Here is a 20,014-nt window from a genome sequence, read left to right as displayed (position 1 = left end):
TATTCATCCCCAAGGGGGCGAGCTGGCTGAACCTGCAAGAGCCGGGGTGGCGGCTGGGACGCCGAGAAGCCTACGCTGGCCAACGTTTCGCTGATCCAGCGGAGATTGACCAGGCGACGGCGGTCGCGACCACACAGCTCAACGCCCGTGCGAAGCCGTGGGTGTGGGGACGGCCGCCGCCCACGCCACGCCTGTACCGCCCTCGCTTTGGGTACTCCCGTTGAGGAACGCAGCACTAGGATTGGGGGAAGGGGCGGGGGGATGGGGGCCCGCCCCAGGTCCAGTCGCGGATGTGCGGCGGGTCTTCGAATTGCTCGCGCGAGTAGGCCGTGGCCTGCTGGATCAAACGGTTGCACTCACCCACCAGGGCACTCGCGCGCTCGTGCAGTCGCGTGGTGCGGCGCAGCGCCTCCATCGCCAGGTGGTAGCGGCTCATGCCGTTCAGCACGACCATGTCAAATGGCGTCGTCGTCGTGCCCTGTTCCATGAAGCCGCGCACGTGGAAGCGCTCGGCCTTCACGTGCCCATGCACGATCTGATGCACTGCACGCTGGTAGCCGTGGAAGGCGAAGACCACCGGCTTCTCGGCCGTGAACAGCTCTACAAAGCGGGTTTCATCCATGCCGTGCGGGTGCGCGTCGCGCGTGAACAGGGCCATCAGGTCCACAACATTGACCACGCGCACGCGCAGCTCGGGCAGGTTCTTGCGCAGCCAGTCGGCCGCGGCCACCGTCTCCAGCGTGGGAATGTCGCCGGCGCAGGCCAGCACCACGTCCGGCTCCTCCTCGCCCGCGTTGCTCGCCCATTCCCAGATTGAGGCGCCGCGGGCGCAGTGCTCGCGCGCTGCCTCCATGTCCAGCCACTGAAGCTGCGGCTGCTTGTCGATCACGATCAGGTTGACGTAGTCGCGGCTGCGCAGGCAGTGGTCCGCCACGGAGAGCAGGCAGTTCGCGTCCGGCGGCAGGTAGATGCGGGCCACGCTGCCGCGTTTGGAGAGCATCACGTCGATCAGGCCCGGGCCCTGGTGGCTAAAGCCGTTGTGATCGTTGCGCCAGCAGGTCGAGGTCAGCAGCACGTTGAGCGAAGCGACCGGCTCGCGCCAGGGCAGTCGCGCCGCCTCTTCGAGCCACTTTGTGTGTTGCACCGTCATCGAGGCCGAGACCATGGCGAACGACTCATAGGTCACGTACATGCCGTGGCGGCCGGTCAACAGATAGCCTTCGAGCCAGCCTTCGCAGTTGTGCTCGCTGAGCACCTCCATCACGCGGCCGTCCGGCGCCAGGTGGTCGTCGATCGAGATCGCCGGCTCGACGAAGCAGCGGTTTTCGACCTCGAAGACCGCGTTCAGGCGATTCGAGTTCGTCTCGTCGGGGCAGAAGAGGCGGAAGTTCTGCGCCCGCGCATTGCGCGAGAAGAGATCGCGCAGCATCTCCCCCAGGCGCCGGGTCGATTCCAGGCGTTGCGTCGCCGGCCGCGGTACAGGCACCGCGTAGCCGCTGAAGTCGGGGAGATCGAGATTTTGCAGCAGCTTGCCGCCGTTGGCATGCGGGTTGGCGCCCATACGCCGCTCGCCGCGGGGCGCCAGATCGGCCAGCTCGGCGACCAGGCGCCCGTTTTGGTCGAACAGCCGCTCCGGCTGGTAGCTTCGCAGCCAACTTTCGAACATGCGCAGTTGCGCCGGGTCGCGCTGCACTTCGGCCAGCGGCACCTGGTGAGCGCGAAAGGTGCCCGCGATCGGCGTACCGTCGAGTTCCTCGGGGCCAGTCCAGCCCTTGGGCGAGCGCAGCACGATCGCCGGCCAGCGCGGTCGGCCGGCAAAGCCGCGGCCCCGCGCCTCCTGCTGAATCGCGCGAATCCGCGCGTAGCAGGCGTCAAGCGTGGCGGCGAAGGCGCGAAACATCGTCGCCGGATCGTCACCTTCGACAAAGTGCACCTCGTAGCCGTGCCCTTCGATCAGCGAGCGCACCGCCTCGTCGCTGACGCGGGCGAGCACGGTGGGACCGCTGATCTTGTAGCCGTTGAGGTGCAAGATCGGCAGCACCGCGCCGTCGCGCACCGGGTTCAGGTAGCTGACGCCCTTCCATGAGCCGGCCAGCGGCCCCGTTTCCGCCTCGCCGTCGCCGATCACGGCCACCGCCAACAAATCAGGGTTGTCGAAGACGGCGCCGAACGCGTGCATCAGCACGTACCCTAGCTCGCCGCCCTCGTGGATCGAGCCGGGCGTGGGCACGCTCACATGGCTGGGCACGCCGCCCGGCGTCGAGAACTGGCGGAAGAGTCGCCGCATGCCGGCGGCATCGCGGGTCACGTCGGGATAGATCTCGCTGTACGTTCCTTCGAGGTAGACGTTGGCAAGCAGCGCCGGACCGCCGTGCCCCGGCCCGGTGAGGTAGATCACGTTCGCGTCCTGCTCGCGGATCAGGCGGTTGAGCTGCACGTAGATGAAGCTGAGCCCCGGCGACGTGCCCCAATGTCCCAGCAGCCGCGGCTTGATCTGCTCCGGCCGTAGCGGCTCGCGCAGCAGCGGATTATCCCGCAGGTAGATCTGCCCAACCGTGAGATAGTTCGCGGCGGCCCAGTAGCGAGTCATGCGTTCGAGCAGCCCGTCGGGCAGCGCCGCTGCCGGCGGTGGGGCGGGTGTCGCGGTCGCTGCCGGGGCTGCGCCGTCGACGGAGACGGTGCTGGAAATCGCCGCGTCAAAGGTGAACATCTGCGGCTCCTCTCTCGCCCACCAGCCGCGCGGTGTGGCGGGCGATCATCAGCGCTTCATCCGTCGGCAGCACACGTACGCGCACGCGGCTGGTCTCGGCCGAAATGATGGCGTCGTGCGCGGCATTGCGCCGCTCGTCCAGCGCCAGGCCGAGAAACGCCAGGCCGGAGCATATGCGGGCGCGAACCTGCGCCGCGTGCTCGCCGATGCCGCCGGTGAACACCAGGCAGTCCAGCCCGCCGAGCACGGCCACCAGCCCGCCGAGGAATTTTTGCGCTTGATAGCAGAACAGCGCGACCGCCTCGGCCGCGCGTGGATCGGCCCGCTCATTCGCCAGGAGATCGCGCATGTCTGAGCTAGTGCCGGAAACGCCGAGCAGGCCGCCGCGCGTGTTGACCAGTTCGCTCAGGGCGTCGGCGGAGAGACCGCGCTGCCGCTGCAGGTAGAGCAGCACGCCGGGATCGAGGTCGCCGGTGCGCGTGCCCATCACCAGCCCCCCCGTGGGGCTGAAACCCATCGTCGTGTCGACGCCCACGCCGTCGCGCACCGCCGCCATGCTGGCGCCGTTGCCCAGATGGGCGATCACCAACCGGCCGGCCGCCGCCTCCGGCGCTTTGGTCCGCAGGCGCTCCAGCACAGATTCGTACGAGAGGCCATGGAAGCCGTAGCGCACGATGCCGGCTTCCAGCAGCCCGCGCGGCAGGCCGTAGAGCGTCGCCACGCGTGGCTTGTGCCGGTGAAAGGCCGTGTCGAAGCAGGCGACCTGCGGCAGTTCCGGATACGCCTCCAGCGCGAGACGGATGCCGGCGATCGCCTGCGGCAGGTGGTCGGGGTCGATCGCTTCGAGCTTGCCCAGCTCCGCCAGCATCTCGGCGCTGATGCGGGTCGGCTCGATGAAGCGAGCGCCGCCGTGCACCACGCGGTGGCCGATCGCGTCCGGCGCGGCCTGCGGATCCAGATCCCGCAGCCAGCCGAACAGAAGCCGCAGCGCTGCGGCATGATCGGGGAGGTCGCCCCGCTGCTCGCGCAGAGTCTTACCCGCCGCGTCGCTGAGCTTGATCCGCGCGCCCGCCGCGCCGAGCCGCTCCCCAGCCGCGGACAGCAGCAAGCGCTCGCCGCCGGCAGTCGCGAAGACGCTCGCCTTCACGCTGGAGGACCCGGTATTAATCGTCAGGATGCGCACACTGGCTCCGCGTCGTCCGCATTCTTGCTCGCTCCCGAGATTGGGAACGTTCGCGCCTTCTCGCCAGCGCGCTGACCCTCCGCACCGGCGCGGCACGCGGCTCCATTGTGCGCCTTGCGGCCGGCTGGGCCATCCGCCGTGATGAGTAGGCCGGCCGGCCCGAGCCGACGCCGGCTCAACGGTTTGCGGTCAAACTGGCGTACAGTAGCGATCGGAAACAGCGACAGAAAGGCGGAGCAATGCGGGTGCGGCTGGCATACGGCGAACGCGGCCTTGAGATCGACGCGCCGGATGGCGCCACGCTGATCGAGTCTGCGCCGGTGCCAGGTGTGCCCGATGAACGTGCCGCCCTGCTCCGGGGATTGCGCCAACCGCTGGTCGGGCCGCCGCTTGCAGAACTCGTGCGCGGTGGCCAGCGCGCTGTGTTGGTCTTTCCCGATGTCACGCGCGCCTTCCCCAGCCGACGCGTCGTGCCGGTCGTGCTGGCCGAGCTGGAGGCCGCGGGCTTCGGGCCGGAGCGGCTGACGCTGCTCAGCGGCACCGGCACCCACCGCGCCAACACGCCGGCGGAACTGGAGCAGATGCTCGGCGCCGACGTGCTGCGCCGCTACCGCGTCGTCAACCACGATGCCCGCGCCGCCGAGACTCTCGTTCTTCTCGGCAGCACCTCGCAAGGGGCGCCGGCGCTCCTCGATCGGGTCTACATCGAGGCCGACGTGCGGGTGGTCGTCGGGCTGATCGAGCCGCACTTCTTCGCCGGCTACAGCGGCGGGGCGAAGGGCGTCTGTCCCGGGGTCGCCGGCCTGGAGACGGTGCTGTTCGCGCACGACCGCACCCGCATCGGCGATCCGCTGGCCACCTGGGGCTGTATCGCGCACAACCCGGTGCAGCAGCTCGTGCGTGAGGTCGTGGCCCTGGCGCCGCCGACCTTCACGCTGGACGTCACCGTCAACAAGCAGGGCAGGATCACCGGCGTGTTCTCCGGCGAAGGCTACGCCGCGCACGCCGCCGGCTGCGCCTTCGTCGCCGGGGCGCAGGAGCAAGCCGTCCCGCACGAGTACGACATCGTCGTTACTACCAACGGCGGCTACCCGCTGGATCAGAACCTCTATCAGGCGGTCAAGGGGCTTTCGGCGGCGGCGCGCATTGTGCGGCGCGGCGGCAGCATCGTCCTCGCGGCCGAATGCCGGGACGGCATCCCCAGTCACGGCAGTTACGGCGCAATCCTGGCCGCGGCGCACGGCCCGCACGAGCTGTTCGATCTGCTGCACGACGGCGCCGAGACGACGCCCGACCAGTGGCAGGCGCAGGTCCAGGCGATCGTGCAGGAGAAGGCCCGCGTCTACGCCTTCTGCGGCGGCTTGAGCGCGGCGCAGATCCGCGTGGCCCATTTCGAGCCGGTCGAGTCGGTGGAGGCGGCGCTCAGGGCGCTGCTGGCGAGGCAGCCGGACGCGAGCATTGCGATCTTGCCGGAGGGGCCGTACACCGTGGCGACCCCTCGCGGCGCCGGCGACCTGCGCCACTCCACGGTGGCTCCCGCTCGCGGCGCCTCCTAGCCCTTAGCGGCGATGGCCGCGATCAACGGATCACGCGCACACCGGCGTCGCCGGCGACGTAAACCACCGGCCGCATATCCACGAACAACCCATGTTCGACCACGCCCGGGATCTGCCGTATAGCGCGGCCGAGTCGGGCGGGCGGAAGGCGCTGGCCGCCAAAGCCAACATCGATGATGTGATTGCCGTTGTCGGTGAGGAATGGGGCGCCATCGACCAGGCGCAGCCGCGGCTCGGCCCCCGCCAAGCGCTCGCGCAATGTGCGCAGCACCAGGCCTTCGGCGAAGGGCAGCACCTCAACGGGCACGGGCCAGCTCAAGCGGCGCACGAGCTTTGAGGCATCCGCGACGATCACGAAGCGCCTGGCGGCGAGCGCCACACATTTCTCTCGCGTCATCGCGCCGCCGCCGCCCTTGGTCAGCGCCCGGCGCGGCCCGATCTCGTCGGCGCCGTCGATCGCGACGTCCAGCGGCTCCTCCAGGTCGAGGAGCGGAATGCCGCGTTCACGGGCGAGGCGGGCGGTCTCGAGCGAGGTCGGCACGCCGCTGACGCGCAGCCCTTCCTCGCGGATGCGGCGCGCCAGCTCCTCCAGGACAAAGAAGGCGGTGCTGCCCGTGCCGAGGCCAAGGCGCATCCCGTCACGTACCTCGGCGCGCACGGCGACCACGGCGGCCGCCTGCTTCAGGGCCGTTTGCGCTTCAGCCACGTGACGCGCTCCCGCCGAGATACCGGCGATCTCGCCACGCACAGCATAGCGCAGCGCGGTTGGTGACCCACGCTGTGGGCGGGTGCGAATCAGAGAGTCGGGGCGGCAGCGCGGAACGAGTAAGGGATCGCTTCAACGCCGGGTCGGCCCTCAAAGGCCGCTCAGCCGGTTGTGAAGCCATGACCGGAGAGCACTATTCGGCGTGCAGTTCCCGATGGCTGCCGTCGGAAATACTGAGGAGACCTGGACCAGCGGGCGACGCAGCCAGGCGGGCCAGCAGCACGGGCGGAACGGGGGGCGCGGGGCGGCGATTCTTGGTGGGCTGGCCAAAGGGGCGGCGTTCGTTGGTGAACGAGCGCACCGTGCCGCAGAGCGAACAGGTGCCGAGACACGACTCGCCATGCGGCGCGCCGATGCGCCAACGATGCACACACACGGCAGTCGAAACGGGATGATCCAGGTCAGCCACCACATCACCTCCACGCTGTTCCAGAGCGGGACGCCTGTGGGCCGCGATTGGCCCCGGGCGCGGAGAGCTGCGCGTCAGAGTACCTGGGATCGCCACCAGAGTCGCTGCTCGCGGTCAGCGCAGCGGAGGCGTGCGGGAATCGAAGTTAACGGCGGGGGAGCGGGGTCAAGGCAAGGGTAGGGACCGGCGAGGCATGCGTCTTCTCAGAGCGCGGGCCCTTTTGGGGCACTGCCGGGCGCTTCTCCAGGCTGTGCAGCTTCGCGATGCGTTTGCGTCGCTTGGCAAGCCCGACCTTTCGTGTCTTGTTCAACGCGTCGCCGCTCCTGCCCATGTCGGATCAGTTTATGTTCGACGTGCGCAACTATATCACGCGACTTGCCCTGAGTCCACCGTGCGATATTTCGAAACCCTCCCCGCGGCTACCGAACCGCAACCGATGCCTGGCCGCCGACGCGCGATCGGTGTGGGGCGTTCGATACGGAGCCCCCTTCTTGCGCTCGACTACGCGCCGGTACGCGTCCCGCCGCGTGCGTAGAGGGCCGCTCCCTCCTCAGCGCCGTTGCCCGGCGCACGCGACGACGGCGCCGAGGGTTCGGCGAAGATCAGGTCCTTGGTCGCGTCCAGCCCCTGCTCGATCAGCGCGACGGCCACGCTCAGCCGCGCCGCCTTGCTCGACACATCGTCTTCGCGTGCCGCGCCGCGCAGCTCCGCGCGGGCGCTGGCGAGGCGGCCGTCCGCCTGACGGTAGCAGAGAAAGTGAGCGGGGCTATGGCTCACGCTGGCGGCGACGATGCACTTGCGCAGCGCCTCTTCGCCCTTCTTCGCCGCGCCTTCCACGCGATTCGACGCCTGCGAGAAGCCCTGATTGCGCTGTGCCTCCACCGGCGACGAGAGTCGCACATCGTCGAGCGCCAGCTTCGCCTCGCGCAGCGCGTCGAAGGCGGCCACCAGCGTGTCCGTGCCGTCCATCACGCGCTTGTCGACTTCCTCGCCCATTCCCCGTATCCTTCCCGCCCAGTGTCGCGGCCAATCGCCCGAACACGCGGATGATGTCGTGTAAATTGCTGGCGCCGTGCGCGGGCGCGCCGACGCGTGCGCCGCGCCTCAGTTCTCGAAGAATCTGACCGGCTCGGCGATCGCGCGCACAAAGCTGCTCAAGACCGCCTCAATGTCCGTGAGCCGCTGGCGATAGGCGCGCGCCTGTTCCTCGGCCGTCTCCCCGTCCGGATGCCGGCCACCACGGCCGATCGCGGCGCGCAGTTGCGCCATCTGGCGGCTGTGCACGCCCCACTGCACGTTGACCAGCTCGATCACATCGCCAAGCCAGAGCCGGTACGACGGGTTGTCCGGCAGCAGTGGCCGCAAGAAGGCGATCCTGCCGATCAGGTCCTCGAGATGGCGCCGCAGGTGTCGCGCGTCCAGCGTCATCGTTCGCCCGCATCCTCATCGCAAGAAGCAAGAAGCAAGAAGCCAGTAGCCAGCAGCCAGCAGCCAGTACCAGAAGCCAGTATAGGAAGCGGCGCCCGCCTGTGACCACGCGCCAAACGGGCGACCAGGTCCGGCCATGCATCCGCCCCGCCGCAGGCAGCGTAGGATCAGCGACGGCTGCCCTACATTTCACCGTCCGAGGCTGCGATGCACGCGATCAAGGAACGGCTCTTCGTCCCGGTGCTGCTGATGGCGACCCTGCCGCTCCTGTTCGCGGCGGCATGCGCCTCCAGCAACAACAATTCCAGCAGCGCAAGAACCAACACCGGCAACGCCGCGGCGTCCGTCGCCCCGGTCGGCGCCGCCCTCACGGCATCGCCTGCGGGCGGTGCGAGCGAAGCGGCCGAAATCAAGGGCATCGCCTTTCCGGCCTCGATTACGGTCAAGCCCGGGACCACGGTGACCTGGACAAACCACGACAGCGTCTCGCACACCGTCACCTCGGATGCGGGCCAGGCGCAGAGCTTCGATTCGAACACGCTCGCGCCGAACGGCGCCTTTTCAGTCACGTTTGCGAAGGCCGGCACCTATCACTATCACTGCAACATCCACGCCAGCATGCACGGCACCGTGGTCGTCAGCGACACGGCAAGCGGCGCGGCGGCGCCTGCAACGGCTGCCCCGGCCAAATCGTCCTCGCCCTACGATCCGGGCTACAAGTACTAACGGTTCGCCCGCCCGGCGGATACGCCGCTCATGAAGGCGGCGACCAGCGCGTCCACGGGTCGCTCGCGCAGCTCGGCCGGCGGGCCTTCCTGTCGCACGCGGCCCTCTGCCAGCACAATCGCGCGGTCGGCGAGTTGCAGCGCCTCCCCGCGGTCGTGGGTGACAAAGACCGTGGCCGCGCCCATTCGACGCAGCTCGGCCACGGCGGCGCCGGTCAGCTCCTCGCGCGTGGGCTGGTCCATCGCCGTGAACGGCTCGTCCAGCAGGACAATCTCTGGCTCAAAGGCCAGCGCCCGCGCCAGCGCCACGCGCTGCGCCTCGCCGCCGGAGAGCGCCCGTGCCGGCCGCGACGCCAGGTGCGCGACGCCGAAGCGCGCGAGCCACTCCAGCGCCCGCTCGCGTCGCACCCCTCTCCGCAGCCCTCGCAACCGCAACCCTAACTCCACGTTTTGCAGCGCCGAGCCGGCGAGCAGCACGGGCGATTGCAGCAGCAACGTGGCGCGACGGCGCGCCGTCAGGGGAGTGCCGCGCACCGCTGCGCCGTCGAGCACAACCTCGCCGGCGGCCGGGGCCAGCAGGAAGCCGCAGACGTGCAGCAGCGTGGTCTTCCCGGCGCCGTTCGGGCCGAGCACGGCCAGGACCTGACCGGCGCCGAGCGTCAGCCGCTCGACTTCGAGCACCTGGCGTTCGCCGCGGCGCACACGAATGCCGCGCAACTCCAGTCGTACCGCAGGGCGATCGCCGCCCGGCGCCCCGCCGCGGTCCTGCGCCTGAGCAGCCACGTCTGCCGCCGCAACCTCAAGCACGGCGCTGCTGCGCTGCCGTGAGCACCAGGTTCACGGCGAAGATCAGGGCCATGAGGATGATCGAGAGCGCGATCGCCTGGTCGAACTCGCCGCGGCCGTTCTCCAGCACGATCGCGCCGGTGAGCGTGCGCGTCTGGTCCTTGATATTGCCGCCGACGGCGATCGTCGCGCCAACCTCGGAGATCACCGCGCCGAAGCCGGCCATCACCGCCGCCAGCATGCCGAGCCGCGCTTCGCGCACGAGCAGCAGGGCGCTCTGCAAACGCGAGGCGCCCAGCGCGCGGATTTGCAACAGCACGCCGCTGTCGAGGCCGCCGATCGCCGCCAGCGTGAAGCCGCAAACCAGCGGCGCGGCAATGATCGTCTGCGCCATGATCATGCCGCGCACGGTGAGAAAGAGGCGCAGGAAGCCGAGCGGACCGTGGCGGAAGAGCATCAGCGAGACGAAGGTTCCCACCACCACGGGCGGGAAGCCCATGCCCGTGTTCACCAGTGCGATCGCCAGCCGGCGGCCGGGGAAGTGTGCCAGCGCCAGCAGCACGCCCAACGGCGCGCCGATCGCCAGGCTGATCAGCGTGGCGACGCCCGATACCTGCAGCGAGAGCCAGGTAATGCGGTAGGTCTCGGCGTCGCCTGAGAGCAGGCGGCGCAGCGCATCGATGAACCCATCCCAAACGAACTGCACGCGCTGCTCTCCGTCTACACTCAGCCGCCCTGCTGCACCTGCTGATCCGTCTTACCCGCGTCGGGAATGAACAGTTGCTGCCCGTACTTCTCGACGCCAAAGCCGGCGATCACCTTCTGCGTGTCCGGCGAGACCATGAACTCCGAGAAGGCCCGCGCGCCCTCCACGTTGAGGCCGGTGTGGTTGGCCGGGTTCACCTGGATGACGTGGTAGATGTTGAGCAGCATGCCGTCCTTCTCGACCACGATGCCGAGCTGTGTCTGGGCCCTGGTGGCCAGGTAGGTGGCGCGGTCGCTGATCGTGTACGCCTGTTTCTCAGCCGTGATCGTCAGCGTCGCGCCCATACCCTGGCCGCTTTCCAGGTACCAGCTCTGGCCCTTGGGATCGATGCCGGCCTGCTTCCAGAGCTGCAGCTCGAGCGCGTTGGTGCCCGAGTTGTCGCCGCGGCTGATGAACGTCGCCTTCGCCGCCACGATCGCCTTGAGCGCGTCCACGGCCTTCGTCATGCCCTTGATGTGCGCCGGATCCGAGGCCGGCCCGACGATAATGAAGTCGTTGTGCATGACGAGCCGGCGGTTGATGCCCTGGTTGCGCGACATGTAGTCCAGCTCGGCCGCGGGCGAGTGCACCAGCAAGACGTCGGCCTCGCCCAGCTCACCGCGCTTCAGCGCCTCGCCGGAGCCGACCGCAGCGGTCTTGACCTGGTAGCCGGTCTGCTTCTCAAAGAGCGGGATCAGCACGTCGAGCAGTCCGCTGTCCTGGGTGCTGGTCGTGGTGGAGAGAAGGAGGGTCGTGTTCTTCGGCTTCGCGGCCGCGGCCGGACTGGTGCTGACGCTCGCCGCCGTGGCCGCCGCCGGCGACGCAGGCGCCGAAGTGCTTTGCACGCTTGCGGCAACGGTGGCGGAGGCGCTGGTTGCCGCCGGGGCGTTCGTGGCCTTGCTGTTCTTGTTGTTTGCCGAATTGCTTGAGCAGGCGATCAGGATGCCGGCCAGCAGCAAGCCAGCGAGCAGGCGTAGAGCGCGGGCGCCGCACCGCATCGCAACCTCCAGGGCGTCATGCTGCGCTCAGCATAACGGCCAGGGCGCGCTGACGCGACCGGCGGCGGGCGCCTGGGGTCGCTCAGAAATAGGTCTTGTTCCAGTAGAGCAGAGTCCAGCCGGTCTGCGGCGAGTGCGTATAGGCGCCGACGCCGCAGTTGCGGTTGCGGTCGCGCTCATACTCTTCGACGAGCTGCTCTTCGGTCGGATACTCGAGGTGATAGCGAAAGCTCTGCTGCGTGACGCCGTGCGTAATCAGCAGCACGCGCTTGCCGGCGTGCTCGGGCCGGAAAAGGATGCCGAGAAACTGGTGCGTGCGAATGCAGACGTCGGCCCAGCTTTCGCCGTCGGGCGGGCGGCAGTAGAAGCGGCCCATGATCTCCCGCTGCAGCTCGAACAGCTTGTAGGCGGCCTCGTAGCGTTGCAGCCGCTGGGGCCAGATCGCCGGATCGAGCTGGCCGAAGTGCTGCTCGGTCAGGAAGAGGTTGCGGCGCAGCGCCGCGCCGGCAGGCAGCGCCTCTGCGATCAGGTGCGCGGTTTGCGTGGTGCGCAGCCAGGGGCTGTGGTAGATCGTGTCGAAAGCGCCGAACTCTGCCCGCAGCCCCTCGCCGGTACAGCGTGCCTGGCGTTCGCCCTCGGCCGTCAACGGGATCAGGTGATCGGGTGTGCTGGCGATCTCGGGCGGCATCTGCTGCAGGCCGCTGTGGACGTCGTAGGTGTTGCGCAGCGACTCCCCGTGCCGCACCACGACCAGCAGCGCCGGCCGCGGACGCAGCAGCGGTGATGTGTCCGGGACCGTGTCCTCGATCATGCGGCGGACCTCCGTGTCTCGGTCTCCGCAGTCGAGTGTAAGTCGCGATGATCCGAGCGCATACCCCGCGCCGGCGGGGCCGCGCGGCTAATACCGCTCCAGCACACGGAAGATCGCCTGCACGCCGAAGCCGAGGCCGTTGATCGGAATGCGCTCGTCGGCGCCGTGGAAGAGCGTCCAGAACGGCGTCTCCGGGCTGAGCCGCACCGGTGCGAAGCCGTAGCAGCGGGCGCCCAGGCGGGCGAAGTGCCGTGCGTCGGTGACGCCGGTGACGATCGCCGGCACGGGACGCGCGCCGGGATCCAGTTCGCGGACCACACCGCATAGCTCCTCGAAGAAGGCGTCGACCGGCGCCTCGGTGCGGCTGGGCGTGTGGCGTACGTTCACGATCTCCGCGTCGTCGCCGATCACGCCGCGCACCTCTCCGATGAAGGTCTCGGCGCTCTGGCCCGGCAGCAGGCGGCCGTCGAGCGTGATCTCAACGCTGCCCGGGATCACGTTCGTCTTGCTTCCACCCTGGATCACGGTGGGCACGGCGGTGTTGTGCAGGATCGCCTCCCACATGCGCGCCTCCGTGCCCAGCTCGGCCAGCACGCCGTCGCTGCGCGACGGGTCGAGCAGCCCCAGCAGCAGCGGCTGCGATTCCGCGAGCGTGCGTACGAAGCGCTCAGCCACGGGCGAGATGTGCGCCGGCAACCGCTGCCGGGTGAGCGCCTCCAGCACCCGCCCGGCCTTCGCCATCGCGCCGTCGCGGATCGGCATCGAGCCGTGGCCGGAGGCGCCGCCGACGCGCAGGCGCAATTGGCAGCCGACCTTCTCGGTCACCTGGATCGGATAGAAACGGTCGCCGCCCTCGCCGCCAACGAACATGGTGTAGCCGCCGACTTCGCCCAGCGCGACTTCGGCGCGGATCAGCTGCGGGTGGTTCTCGACCAGCCAGCCGGCGCCGAGATAGCCGCCGGTTTCCTCGTCGGGCACGGCGCAGAAGATCACGTCGCCGCGCGGCCGCAGCCCAAGCCGCTTCGCCAGAACGAGCGCCAGCGCCTGCATCACGAGCGCGCCCTTCATGTCCAGGGCGCCGCGGCCCCAGACACAGCCGTCGGCGATTTCGCCGGCGAAAGGCGGGCGTGTCCACTCGCCTGGATCGGCGGGCACGACGTCGGTGTGGCCCTGCAGCAGCAGCGGGCCTCGCTCGCCGCTGCCCTGCAGGCGTGCGACCAGCGAGGTGCGCCCCGGCGCCGAACTCAGGAGCCGCGGCTCGAAGCCTTCGCGAGCCAGGACAGCGGCCAAAAGCTCGGCGGCGGCGTGCTCGCTGCCCGGCGGGTTGGTCGTGTCGATGCGCAGCAGCTCCTGCAGCAGCAGCACCGCCTCATCTCGCACAGCCGGCCAATCGATCGCGTCGCCTTGCGGCATCCGAACCCTCCAAAGCGACCTGGTGTGGGGCTGACGCCACTCTACCCCGTCGCCGTACGGTGGGCGCAAGCCCGTTCGTTCGCCTCACAGGCAGCCACGATTTCAGTGCGAAGCGCCGGCCGGCGCGCGCAAACTGTTGCAATATTCGGGAAGGACGTATCAATCCTCATGCGAGTCGCTAAGCTCTAGCGCGTGATCGCCGCGCCCAAAATAGAATCGCGGCCTTCTGGAGGAAACGGACAGATGCGCATCCCGATCCGGCCCGTACTCGCCTCGCTCCTGGTTGGCGGCGCCTTCGCCACCATGGCGGGCGCTCACGCCCAGCGCCTGGCGACCGCCTATACGCCGCGTGTCACCATCGTGCAGAACGACGCGGGCTTCACCCCGGTGGATGCAGCGGGACTGGGCCAGTGGACGTTTGCACCGGCGCACCTGACGGTGACGCAGGGTGAGCAGATCGAATTCGACAATCCCGCCACGAGCACGGCGCCGCACACGGTAACGTCGATTACCTGGAGCGGCATGGCGCCGACCCGCACCCTCACCTCCGGCGAGAAGTTCGACTCTTCGCCCACGCGCGACGAGCTGATCATGCCGGGCCAGTCGTTCACCCTGGACACGAGCACGCTCGATCCCGGCCAGTATCTCTACTACTGCACCCTGCATGACGGGCAACTTTACCGTGCTCGCACCCGCGCAATAGGCGGTATCGCCCGGCCCGTGCCGGCCCACCTCGGCACGCTGTCGAGATGCGCGGCTGTCCGCGTCACGTTTCACCGGCGCGGCGCGGGCAGCGCGAGCGCGTCTACGGTTGCGGCTTCCGCGCAGCGGACCGGAACGCGGCGCCGGCCCGCAGCACGGGCAGCGCCCGCCGTAAGGGCACAACAATCAGCGCAAAGGCCAGCGTGTCCGGCGCCTGGTTGAACGCGGCGTCGATGCTCTGCGCCAGCATGAGTTCTCCGGCCGCCGACGCCATGCCGGGCGGCGCCTGATATTCGGCCGTGAGCACGATACTGCCGTGCCGCCAGCGCAAGAGCAGCGTGCCGAGATCACCCCAGGCGCCGGCGTAGGCCAGTGTCTCCGCGTCGCCTAGCCGCAGCGACGTGCTCTGCGGCTGCCACTGATCGGGAAAGTCGTTGGCGATCAGCGCCGCCTCGGCGCCGGCGTCATCGCCGTAGGCATCCCACTCGACCCACAGCGACGGCCCCAGCGGGTCGTCACCGCCGTAAACCTCGACGCGGCTGCCCTGCCAGCCCCGCTGTCGCGCCGCCTCGCGCGTGGCGACGGCGTCGCGACCGCCGCCGCTGCCGGAGGTCGTGACCGTCGCCGTCGCCCAGTTGTTGTAGTCGTTGTAGCTCAGCAGCGTGTAGCCGCCCGTGTCCAGCACATCGAGCTTGCCGGGCAGAGCCGCGGCCACTGCCCCAGCCACGGGAAGATAGCGCAGCAGGCGGCCCTCCACCCGCGCACGGTCGAGCCGCGTCAGGCCCGCGTCGGCAAGTGGAAGCGGCGCGGCGCCTTGCTGCCGCAGGACGGTGATCGCGGCGTCCAGTTGCGGGTCGCGCCCCGCGGCCAGGTCGTCGGCAGTCCGGTTCGGCGCGGAAACGTCTACTGGCACGCCAACGTGATCGATCACGGCGTCGCCCGCGCCGCTGTGCACGTCGGCGAAGCTGACTTCCATGCCGGCGCCGTCGCCGATCGGCCAGATCGCGGCGTTGCCGAGCGCCCCGCCCGTACGCTGCCCCACCAGCAGCGCACGGCCGGACTCCTTGAGTACGGAGGCCGCCAGGTCCGAGGCAGAGGTCGAGCCGCCGTTGACCAGCAGCGCCAGCGGCCGCTGCACGCGGAAGAGCCGCCCGTCCACCAGGTCCTGCCCTACATGGCCGCGGGCATCGAACTGCCGGTCGGAGAGCCCATCCGGCACGAAGCGGCCGGTGAGCGCGTCGGCCAGCAGGCCGGAGCCGCCGGGATTGTCGCGCAGGTCGAGCACCCAGAGCGTCACGCCGGCCGCCTCGAACTGCTCCAACGCGGCGTCGATCGCCAGGTCGATCGTGCGGCTGTCCGCCAGCGGCCGCCACGGGTCGATAAACTCACGCAGCCGCATCAGGCCGACACCGCCCGGCAGCAGCGTGGCGCTCCACTCCTGGAAGTGATACGGCCCCGGCGTGATCGTCAGGTCCAGATCGCCGGCGCCGGGCCGGCGGATGTGCAGCGTGTACTGGCCAGAGTCGCCCGCAAAGGTGCCCTGCAGCCCGGCGAGCGTGCGGGGCGTCAGCGGCTGCCCGTTCACCGCGAGCAGGCTGTCGCCGGGGTGTAGGCCGGCCGCGTCGGCCGGGCCGCCGGGTGCGATCTCGCGCACAAACGGCGGGTCGGCGCGGGCGAGGATCAGGCCGCTGCCGAAGCCGGAACCGGCAGCCAGGTCCGCGGCGAACTGCTTGAGGCCTGGCGGATCGATGAAGCCGGTGTGGTCGTCGCGCAGCGCCGCGGTCATTGCGTCGATTGCGTCGAAGGCCGTTTGTTGGACGGCGCTGTCGCTGGCCCGCGCCGCGTACTGGTTGAAGACGCCCGCGAATGCAGCGAAGGCGCCGTCTCGATCGGCGGGCAGGTTCGGCGGCTGCAGCTTGAGGCCATGCGTGCCGGCATCGTCAAGCAGGTGGTCCAGCGCCGGCTGCAGCAGGCGATCGGGCGGCTCCGGGTCGCGGAAGACGTCGAGCAGATCGTTGTACGCGGTGCGCACCGTCTCCAGGTGCGCAGCGGTTTGCACGGGTGTCGCCGTCCGGCCGGGCGCAGCAAATGCGGCGCGCTGCCTGCCGCCTGGAAGCAGCGCGGCGAGCAAGAGCAGCAGCGCGGCGGACCATGCCGCGCCGACCGGAGTCAAGCGTCGCGCGCCAGGCACGGGGGAACGGTCTCGCATGGGTTCAGCATAGGCGATTGCTCGCCGTCCGCAGAGATCTGCCCGTGTGGTCTACCGGCGTGTGGCTCGCGGCAGGGTTGCCGCCTGCCGGCATGTGTCTGGGCGCATGCAGGCCCCGTACCGGTACGTGGCCCGATCGGGACGGGCCGCTCAGATCGACGAGAAGCAGCCTCGATGCCTTGTCCATGACCAAGGCGGCAGTCCGGCCAATTTCGCAGGGCTCTCGTCGCTCTCAGCGCGTCGCGGCGCTGCTCGCCGCCGGCGCCTGCGCTATACTTGCCGCCGCGGCCGGCAGCCCGCTGGCGCCGGCCTTCGAGAGGAGCCGAACGATGGTGCAGTCCTCGCAGCGCGGCGTGCTCGGCGACGCCGCTCCCTTCGATGCCCGCACGATTCCGGCCTATGCGGGCGACCATGCAGCCGTCTACGCGCACATACGGGCACACCGGGCCGCACACACCGCCGAACTGCAACGCTGGCTGCGCCAGCCTTCGATCAGCGCGCAGAACGTCGGCGTGCTGGAGATGGCCGAGCTGCTCCGCCACGATCTCCTGGCTCTCGGCTTCCGCGAGGCCGAGCTGGCGCCGACAGACGGCCATCCGGGCGTTTTTGGCTTCTATGACGCTGGCGCGCCGCGTACGCTGCTCGTCTACATGATGTATGACGTGCAGCCGGTCGAGCCGGCCGACTGGCGATCGCCGCCGTTCGCGGCCGAGATCGTCGACCATGAGCTTGGCCGCGTGCTGATGGGTCGCGGCGCGGTCAACCAGAAGGGGCCGGAGCGGGCCTTCCTCAACGCCGTCGCCTCGATCATCGCGGTCGAGGGCACGCTGCCGGTCAATCTCTTCGTCGCGGCCGAGGGCGAGGAGGAGCTCGGCTCGCCGCACTATCCGCAGGTCGTCGCGGCGTACGCCGAGCGGCTGCGAACGGCGCTCGGCGCCTTCTTCCCCTTCCCGTCGCAGAATCCGCAGGGCGAAACGACACTGCCGCTGGGCGTTAAGGGCATCGCCTACTGGGAGCTGGAGGCGATCGGCAGCGCCGCCGGCGGCCCGACTCGCGCCGAGATTCACGGCTCGTTTAAGGCGATCGTCGATTCGCCGGTCTGGCGGCTGGTGCAGGCGCTGGCGACGCTCACCAGCGCCGACGGCAACACGATCGCGGTGCAGGGCTATACCGATGCGGTACGCCCACCGAGCGACGAGGAGCGCAGTCTGCTGCGCGGCATGCTGGCCGGCTGGGACGAAGAGAGCATCAAGCGGGTGATGGGCGTCGAGCGCTGGGTCGACGGCATCAGCGGCGAGGAGGCGCTGCTGCGCTACCTCTGCCGGCCCACGCTGAACATCGACGGCATCTGGGCCGGCTACACGGGCGAAGGGACAAAGACGATCCTGCCGCACAAGGCCACGGCCAAAGTCGACAGCCGCCTCGTGCCGAACCAGAAGCCCGAGGAGGCGCTGCGGCTGGTGCGCGAGCATCTGGACCGCAACGGCTTCTCGGATATTCAGATTCGCGAGCTGAGCGGCTACCCGCCGGCGCAAAGCTCAGTCACGTCGTCGCTGGTGCAGGCGGCGATCGGCGTCTACAACAAGTACGGCAAGACGCCGCTGGTGCAGCCGCGGCTCGCCGGCAGCGCGCCGTACTACGTCTTTACGGATACGCTCGGCCTGCCGACGGTGATGGGCGGCCTGGGCCACGGCTCCGGCGCCCACGCGCCGAACGAATATCTCGTGCTGGAACCCGCCGCCGGCTCCAGTATCGCCGGGCTTGCGGAGATGGAGATGGCCTACGCCGACCTGCTCTATGCGCTGGCTTCGGCGTAGGACGCGAGGTTGGGACAACCCGCAGGAGGCAACGCAGATGGCCGAGGCATCATCCGGCGGCGGAAGCGGCGCGGCGGCCGGCCCGCACGACGATCCGCCACGCCGTAGCTTCACGATGGCCGTGGACGTGACGACGATCCGCGGTCAGCTCAAGCGGGCCGACGCGGGCAAATTCAGCTTCTTCTCCGACGAGCCGCCGCGCCTCGGCGGCGAAGACGCCTACCCGGCCCCGCTCACGTATCTTGCCGCCGCGACGGGGTTCTGACTGCTGACGCAGGTGGCGCGGTTCGCGTCGATGCTGAAGTTCACCGTCACGCGCGCGGATTGTCACGTTGAGTTCGACTGGTTCAACGGCGGTTCGGTGCTCGCGGGAACGGTCGAGGCGGGAGCAACCGCCTGCCGCACGCGCCTGGAGATCGATTCGCCCGAACCCGAAGCGGCCATCGTGCACCTGATCCGCCTGGCGCAGCAGGGCTGCTACGCCGAACAACTGGTCCAGACGCCGGTCCCGCTCAGCAGCACCTGCATCGTCAACGGCCGCGAGATCGAGCCGCCGGGCGCCGCCGCTACGTGATCACCCGCTTCTTGAAGTAGACGATGCCGAAGTAGGTCATGATCACAAGCGCGCCGACGAGCAGCCCGTACACCGCCCACAGCGACATGTGCGACACGCCCGGAATCAGCGCCGCGCGCAGCCCTTCACTGAGATAGACCACGGGGTTGAGCAGCACGGCGATCTGCAGCCACTTCAGCGAGGAGAGCGTGGTCCACGGGTAGTAAACACAGCCGAGCAGCGTGAGCGGCAGCACCAGCAGCGAGAAGACGAGGTTGATCTGCCGCGGCTCGACGATCGTACCGAGCAGCAGCCCCATCGAGGCGCCGGCGAGCGCGCCCACCGGCACCATCGTGATCAGCAAGAGCGGGTGGCCCCAGTCCACGGTGGCGCCGCGGCCCGAGGCGATCCAGACGATCGGGATTACCAACAGACCGGAGAGCGCGCCCTGCAGCGCGCCGCTGATGATCTTGCACACCGCGACGACGGCGACCGGCGTGGGCGACATCGCCCGGTCTTCGATCTCGCGGCTGATGAACTCCTGTACCAGCGGCAGCGCGTTGTTGAAGATGCCCTGGAAGATCAGCGTGCTCGCCATCAGCCCCGGCAGCAGCACGGTGGCGAACTGGCCGCCGTTGCGCGTGCCGCCGATCCCCTGGCCAATGCGAGGGAAGACGTACGCGAAGACGAAGGCGAAGAGGAACGGCTGCATCGTGGTGCGCACGACGAACTCGGGAAAGCGCTGCCAACAGACGGCAAGGTCGCGCTCGATCAGCGCCAGCGCCGTCTGGAGCTGGCGTCGCACGGGCAAGGCCGGGACGGCCGGCGCAGCCTGCGCCATCGCCTGTTCCATTGTCGTCACTCGCGGTACTCCCTTCCCGTGAGCTTGAGGTAAACCGTCTCCAGCGTGGGCTCGGCGACGGCCAGGTCGCGCAGCTCGGCGCCGCCGTCCGCCACCGCCTCCACGAGCCGGCCGACCAGGCCGGGCGCCGCGCCGGCGTACACGTGCAGCACACCGCCGTCCGCCTGCACCTCGCCAACGCCTTCAACGCGCTGCATCGCTTGGGTGTGCCCAGAAGTTGTGGAAGCACGGTGCAGGGATGAGACGGAGGCGAGGCGTGGCGATGCAGTAGGGTAACGAGGAAAACAGAGCGACCGACCGTAGTGAGGACGGTCGGTCGCGCAGGAAGGGGCCGATGACTT

20 protein-coding genes are annotated in these 20,014 nt (G+C 69.4%); 6 read left to right on the top strand and 14 right to left on the bottom strand.

The features are described 5' to 3' along the window. Window positions 1-235 precede the first annotated feature (235 nt). Both VKV26_06085 and VKV26_06080 read right to left on the bottom strand, forming a co-directional pair. Window positions 236-2,710, bottom strand: a complete 2,475-nt coding sequence (locus tag VKV26_06085) for a phosphoketolase family protein (protein ID HLZ69467.1) — start codon at window positions 2,708-2,710, stop codon at window positions 236-238. Continuing rightward, window positions 2,697-3,893 carry an acetate/propionate family kinase gene (locus tag VKV26_06080; GenBank protein ID HLZ69466.1) on the bottom strand — a complete coding sequence of 399 codons (1,197 nt, stop codon included), beginning with the start codon at window positions 3,891-3,893 and terminating at the stop codon, window positions 2,697-2,699. Before VKV26_06080 ends, VKV26_06085 begins: the two co-directional genes overlap by 14 nt. A gap of 239 nt (window positions 3,894-4,132) precedes the next feature. Between VKV26_06080 and larA the strand changes: the two genes are divergently transcribed. Further along, entirely contained in the window at window positions 4,133-5,449 is a 1,317-nt protein-coding gene (gene larA / locus VKV26_06075) for a nickel-dependent lactate racemase (GenBank protein ID HLZ69465.1), read from the top strand. 22 nt (window positions 5,450-5,471) lie between these two features. Here larA and rpiA read toward each other — a convergent pair whose 3' ends face one another. The 4 genes from rpiA to VKV26_06055 all read right to left on the bottom strand — a co-directional run bounded on the left by rpiA (window position 5,472) and on the right by VKV26_06055 (window position 8,052). Further along, on the bottom strand, window positions 5,472-6,155 hold the full coding sequence (gene rpiA / locus VKV26_06070; protein HLZ69464.1) for a ribose-5-phosphate isomerase RpiA: 684 nt from the start codon (window positions 6,153-6,155) through the stop codon (window positions 5,472-5,474). A 193-nt stretch (window positions 6,156-6,348) separates the two neighbouring features. Then, window positions 6,349-6,624, bottom strand: coding sequence for a hypothetical protein (locus VKV26_06065; protein HLZ69463.1), 276 nt, complete (start codon window positions 6,622-6,624; stop codon window positions 6,349-6,351). Window positions 6,625-7,125: 501 nt separating this feature from the next. Further along, window positions 7,126-7,620: a hypothetical protein gene (locus VKV26_06060; GenBank protein HLZ69462.1), complete on the bottom strand. Its 495-nt coding sequence runs from the start codon at window positions 7,618-7,620 to the stop codon at window positions 7,126-7,128. A 108-nt stretch (window positions 7,621-7,728) separates the two neighbouring features. After that, window positions 7,729-8,052, bottom strand: coding sequence for a hypothetical protein (locus VKV26_06055; protein ID HLZ69461.1), 324 nt, complete (start codon window positions 8,050-8,052; stop codon window positions 7,729-7,731). 207 nt (window positions 8,053-8,259) lie between these two features. On the opposite strand from VKV26_06055, the gene VKV26_06050 reads away from it, so the two are divergent. Continuing rightward, window positions 8,260-8,778, top strand: a complete 519-nt coding sequence (locus VKV26_06050; protein HLZ69460.1) for a plastocyanin/azurin family copper-binding protein — start codon at window positions 8,260-8,262, stop codon at window positions 8,776-8,778. On the opposite strand, the gene VKV26_06045 is transcribed toward VKV26_06050, so the two are convergent. The 5 genes from VKV26_06045 to VKV26_06025 form a co-directional block, all read right to left on the bottom strand. Continuing rightward, window positions 8,775-9,584 carry an ATP-binding cassette domain-containing protein gene (locus VKV26_06045; protein ID HLZ69459.1) on the bottom strand — a complete coding sequence of 270 codons (810 nt, stop codon included), beginning with the start codon at window positions 9,582-9,584 and terminating at the stop codon, window positions 8,775-8,777. The genes VKV26_06050 and VKV26_06045 overlap by 4 nt on opposite strands. After that, window positions 9,577-10,269 (bottom strand): ABC transporter permease, encoded by a 693-nt coding sequence (locus VKV26_06040; GenBank protein HLZ69458.1) that lies wholly within the window; start codon window positions 10,267-10,269, stop codon window positions 9,577-9,579. The genes VKV26_06045 and VKV26_06040 overlap by 8 nt, the downstream gene beginning before the upstream one ends. 20 nt (window positions 10,270-10,289) lie before the next feature. Further along, window positions 10,290-11,306 carry a substrate-binding domain-containing protein gene (locus VKV26_06035; GenBank protein ID HLZ69457.1) on the bottom strand — a complete coding sequence of 339 codons (1,017 nt, stop codon included), beginning with the start codon at window positions 11,304-11,306 and terminating at the stop codon, window positions 10,290-10,292. Between the two features lie 82 nt (window positions 11,307-11,388). Next, window positions 11,389-12,117, bottom strand: coding sequence for a histidine phosphatase family protein (locus VKV26_06030; protein ID HLZ69456.1), 729 nt, complete (start codon window positions 12,115-12,117; stop codon window positions 11,389-11,391). 87 nt (window positions 12,118-12,204) lie between these two features. Next, the gene (locus tag VKV26_06025) at window positions 12,205-13,530 is read right to left on the bottom strand and encodes a M20/M25/M40 family metallo-hydrolase (GenBank protein ID HLZ69455.1); all 1,326 of its coding nucleotides are present in this window, start codon (window positions 13,528-13,530) and stop codon (window positions 12,205-12,207) included. 243 nt (window positions 13,531-13,773) lie between these two features. Here VKV26_06025 and VKV26_06020 point away from each other — a divergent pair, with 243 nt between their 5' ends. Then, on the top strand, window positions 13,774-14,454 hold the full coding sequence (locus VKV26_06020) for a plastocyanin/azurin family copper-binding protein (protein HLZ69454.1): 681 nt from the start codon (window positions 13,774-13,776) through the stop codon (window positions 14,452-14,454). Here VKV26_06020 and VKV26_06015 read toward each other — a convergent pair. Next, a complete protein-coding gene (locus VKV26_06015) occupies window positions 14,336-16,291 on the bottom strand; it encodes a S41 family peptidase (protein HLZ69453.1) in 1,956 nt (651 codons plus the stop codon). The two genes, VKV26_06020 and VKV26_06015, sit on opposite strands and share 119 nt — an antisense overlap. A gap of 479 nt (window positions 16,292-16,770) precedes the next feature. Between VKV26_06015 and VKV26_06010 the strand changes: the two genes are divergently transcribed. From VKV26_06010 to VKV26_06000, 3 genes are read left to right on the top strand one after another with little or no spacing between them, the layout of a single operon-like run. Continuing rightward, window positions 16,771-18,258: a M20/M25/M40 family metallo-hydrolase gene (locus VKV26_06010; protein ID HLZ69452.1), complete on the top strand. Its 1,488-nt coding sequence runs from the start codon at window positions 16,771-16,773 to the stop codon at window positions 18,256-18,258. Window positions 18,259-18,295: 37 nt separating this feature from the next. Beyond that, on the top strand, window positions 18,296-18,523 hold the full coding sequence (locus VKV26_06005) for a hypothetical protein (GenBank protein ID HLZ69451.1): 228 nt from the start codon (window positions 18,296-18,298) through the stop codon (window positions 18,521-18,523). Window positions 18,524-18,553: 30 nt separating this feature from the next. Next, the gene (locus tag VKV26_06000) at window positions 18,554-18,832 is read left to right on the top strand and encodes a hypothetical protein (GenBank protein HLZ69450.1); all 279 of its coding nucleotides are present in this window, start codon (window positions 18,554-18,556) and stop codon (window positions 18,830-18,832) included. Here the strand turns inward: VKV26_06000 and VKV26_05995 are convergent. Together VKV26_05995 and VKV26_05990 are read right to left on the bottom strand one after the other, a co-directional pair. Next, window positions 18,825-19,664, bottom strand: coding sequence for an ABC transporter permease (locus VKV26_05995; protein ID HLZ69449.1), 840 nt, complete (start codon window positions 19,662-19,664; stop codon window positions 18,825-18,827). The two genes, VKV26_06000 and VKV26_05995, sit on opposite strands and share 8 nt — an antisense overlap. A 5-nt stretch (window positions 19,665-19,669) precedes the next feature. Then, window positions 19,670-19,870, bottom strand: coding sequence for a hypothetical protein (locus VKV26_05990; protein HLZ69448.1), 201 nt, complete (start codon window positions 19,868-19,870; stop codon window positions 19,670-19,672). Between the last annotated feature and the right edge of the window lie 144 nt (window positions 19,871-20,014).

The sequence above is a fragment of the Dehalococcoidia bacterium genome, assembly GCA_035310145.1.
In the GTDB taxonomy this organism is placed as follows: Bacteria; Chloroflexota; Dehalococcoidia; order CAUJGQ01; family CAUJGQ01; genus CALFMN01.
Note: the sequence above shows the minus strand (reverse complement) of the source record. Positions and strands in the feature narration are given on the sequence as shown.

What these genes read in the sequence shown, in the direction of transcription:
- VKV26_06085 (HLZ69467.1), bottom strand. Translation starts at nt 2,710, where the DNA reads ATGTTCACCTTTGACGCGGCGATTTCCAGCACCGTCTCCGTCGACGGC.
- larA (HLZ69465.1), top strand. Translation starts at nt 4,133, where the DNA reads ATGCGGGTGCGGCTGGCATACGGCGAACGCGGCCTTGAGATCGACGCG.
- VKV26_06060 (HLZ69462.1), bottom strand. Translation starts at nt 7,620, where the DNA reads ATGGGCGAGGAAGTCGACAAGCGCGTGATGGACGGCACGGACACGCTG.
- VKV26_06055 (HLZ69461.1), bottom strand. Translation starts at nt 8,052, where the DNA reads ATGACGCTGGACGCGCGACACCTGCGGCGCCATCTCGAGGACCTGATC.
- VKV26_06050 (HLZ69460.1), top strand. Translation starts at nt 8,260, where the DNA reads ATGCACGCGATCAAGGAACGGCTCTTCGTCCCGGTGCTGCTGATGGCG.
- VKV26_06035 (HLZ69457.1), bottom strand. Translation starts at nt 11,306, where the DNA reads ATGCGGTGCGGCGCCCGCGCTCTACGCCTGCTCGCTGGCTTGCTGCTG.
- VKV26_06030 (HLZ69456.1), bottom strand. Translation starts at nt 12,117, where the DNA reads ATGATCGAGGACACGGTCCCGGACACATCACCGCTGCTGCGTCCGCGG.
- VKV26_06025 (HLZ69455.1), bottom strand. Translation starts at nt 13,530, where the DNA reads ATGCCGCAAGGCGACGCGATCGATTGGCCGGCTGTGCGAGATGAGGCG.
- VKV26_06020 (HLZ69454.1), top strand. Translation starts at nt 13,774, where the DNA reads ATGCGCATCCCGATCCGGCCCGTACTCGCCTCGCTCCTGGTTGGCGGC.
- VKV26_06010 (HLZ69452.1), top strand. Translation starts at nt 16,771, where the DNA reads ATGGTGCAGTCCTCGCAGCGCGGCGTGCTCGGCGACGCCGCTCCCTTC.
- VKV26_06005 (HLZ69451.1), top strand. Translation starts at nt 18,296, where the DNA reads ATGGCCGAGGCATCATCCGGCGGCGGAAGCGGCGCGGCGGCCGGCCCG.
- VKV26_06000 (HLZ69450.1), top strand. Translation starts at nt 18,554, where the DNA reads ATGCTGAAGTTCACCGTCACGCGCGCGGATTGTCACGTTGAGTTCGAC.
- VKV26_05995 (HLZ69449.1), bottom strand. Translation starts at nt 19,664, where the DNA reads ATGGAACAGGCGATGGCGCAGGCTGCGCCGGCCGTCCCGGCCTTGCCC.
- VKV26_05990 (HLZ69448.1), bottom strand. Translation starts at nt 19,870, where the DNA reads ATGCAGCGCGTTGAAGGCGTTGGCGAGGTGCAGGCGGACGGCGGTGTG.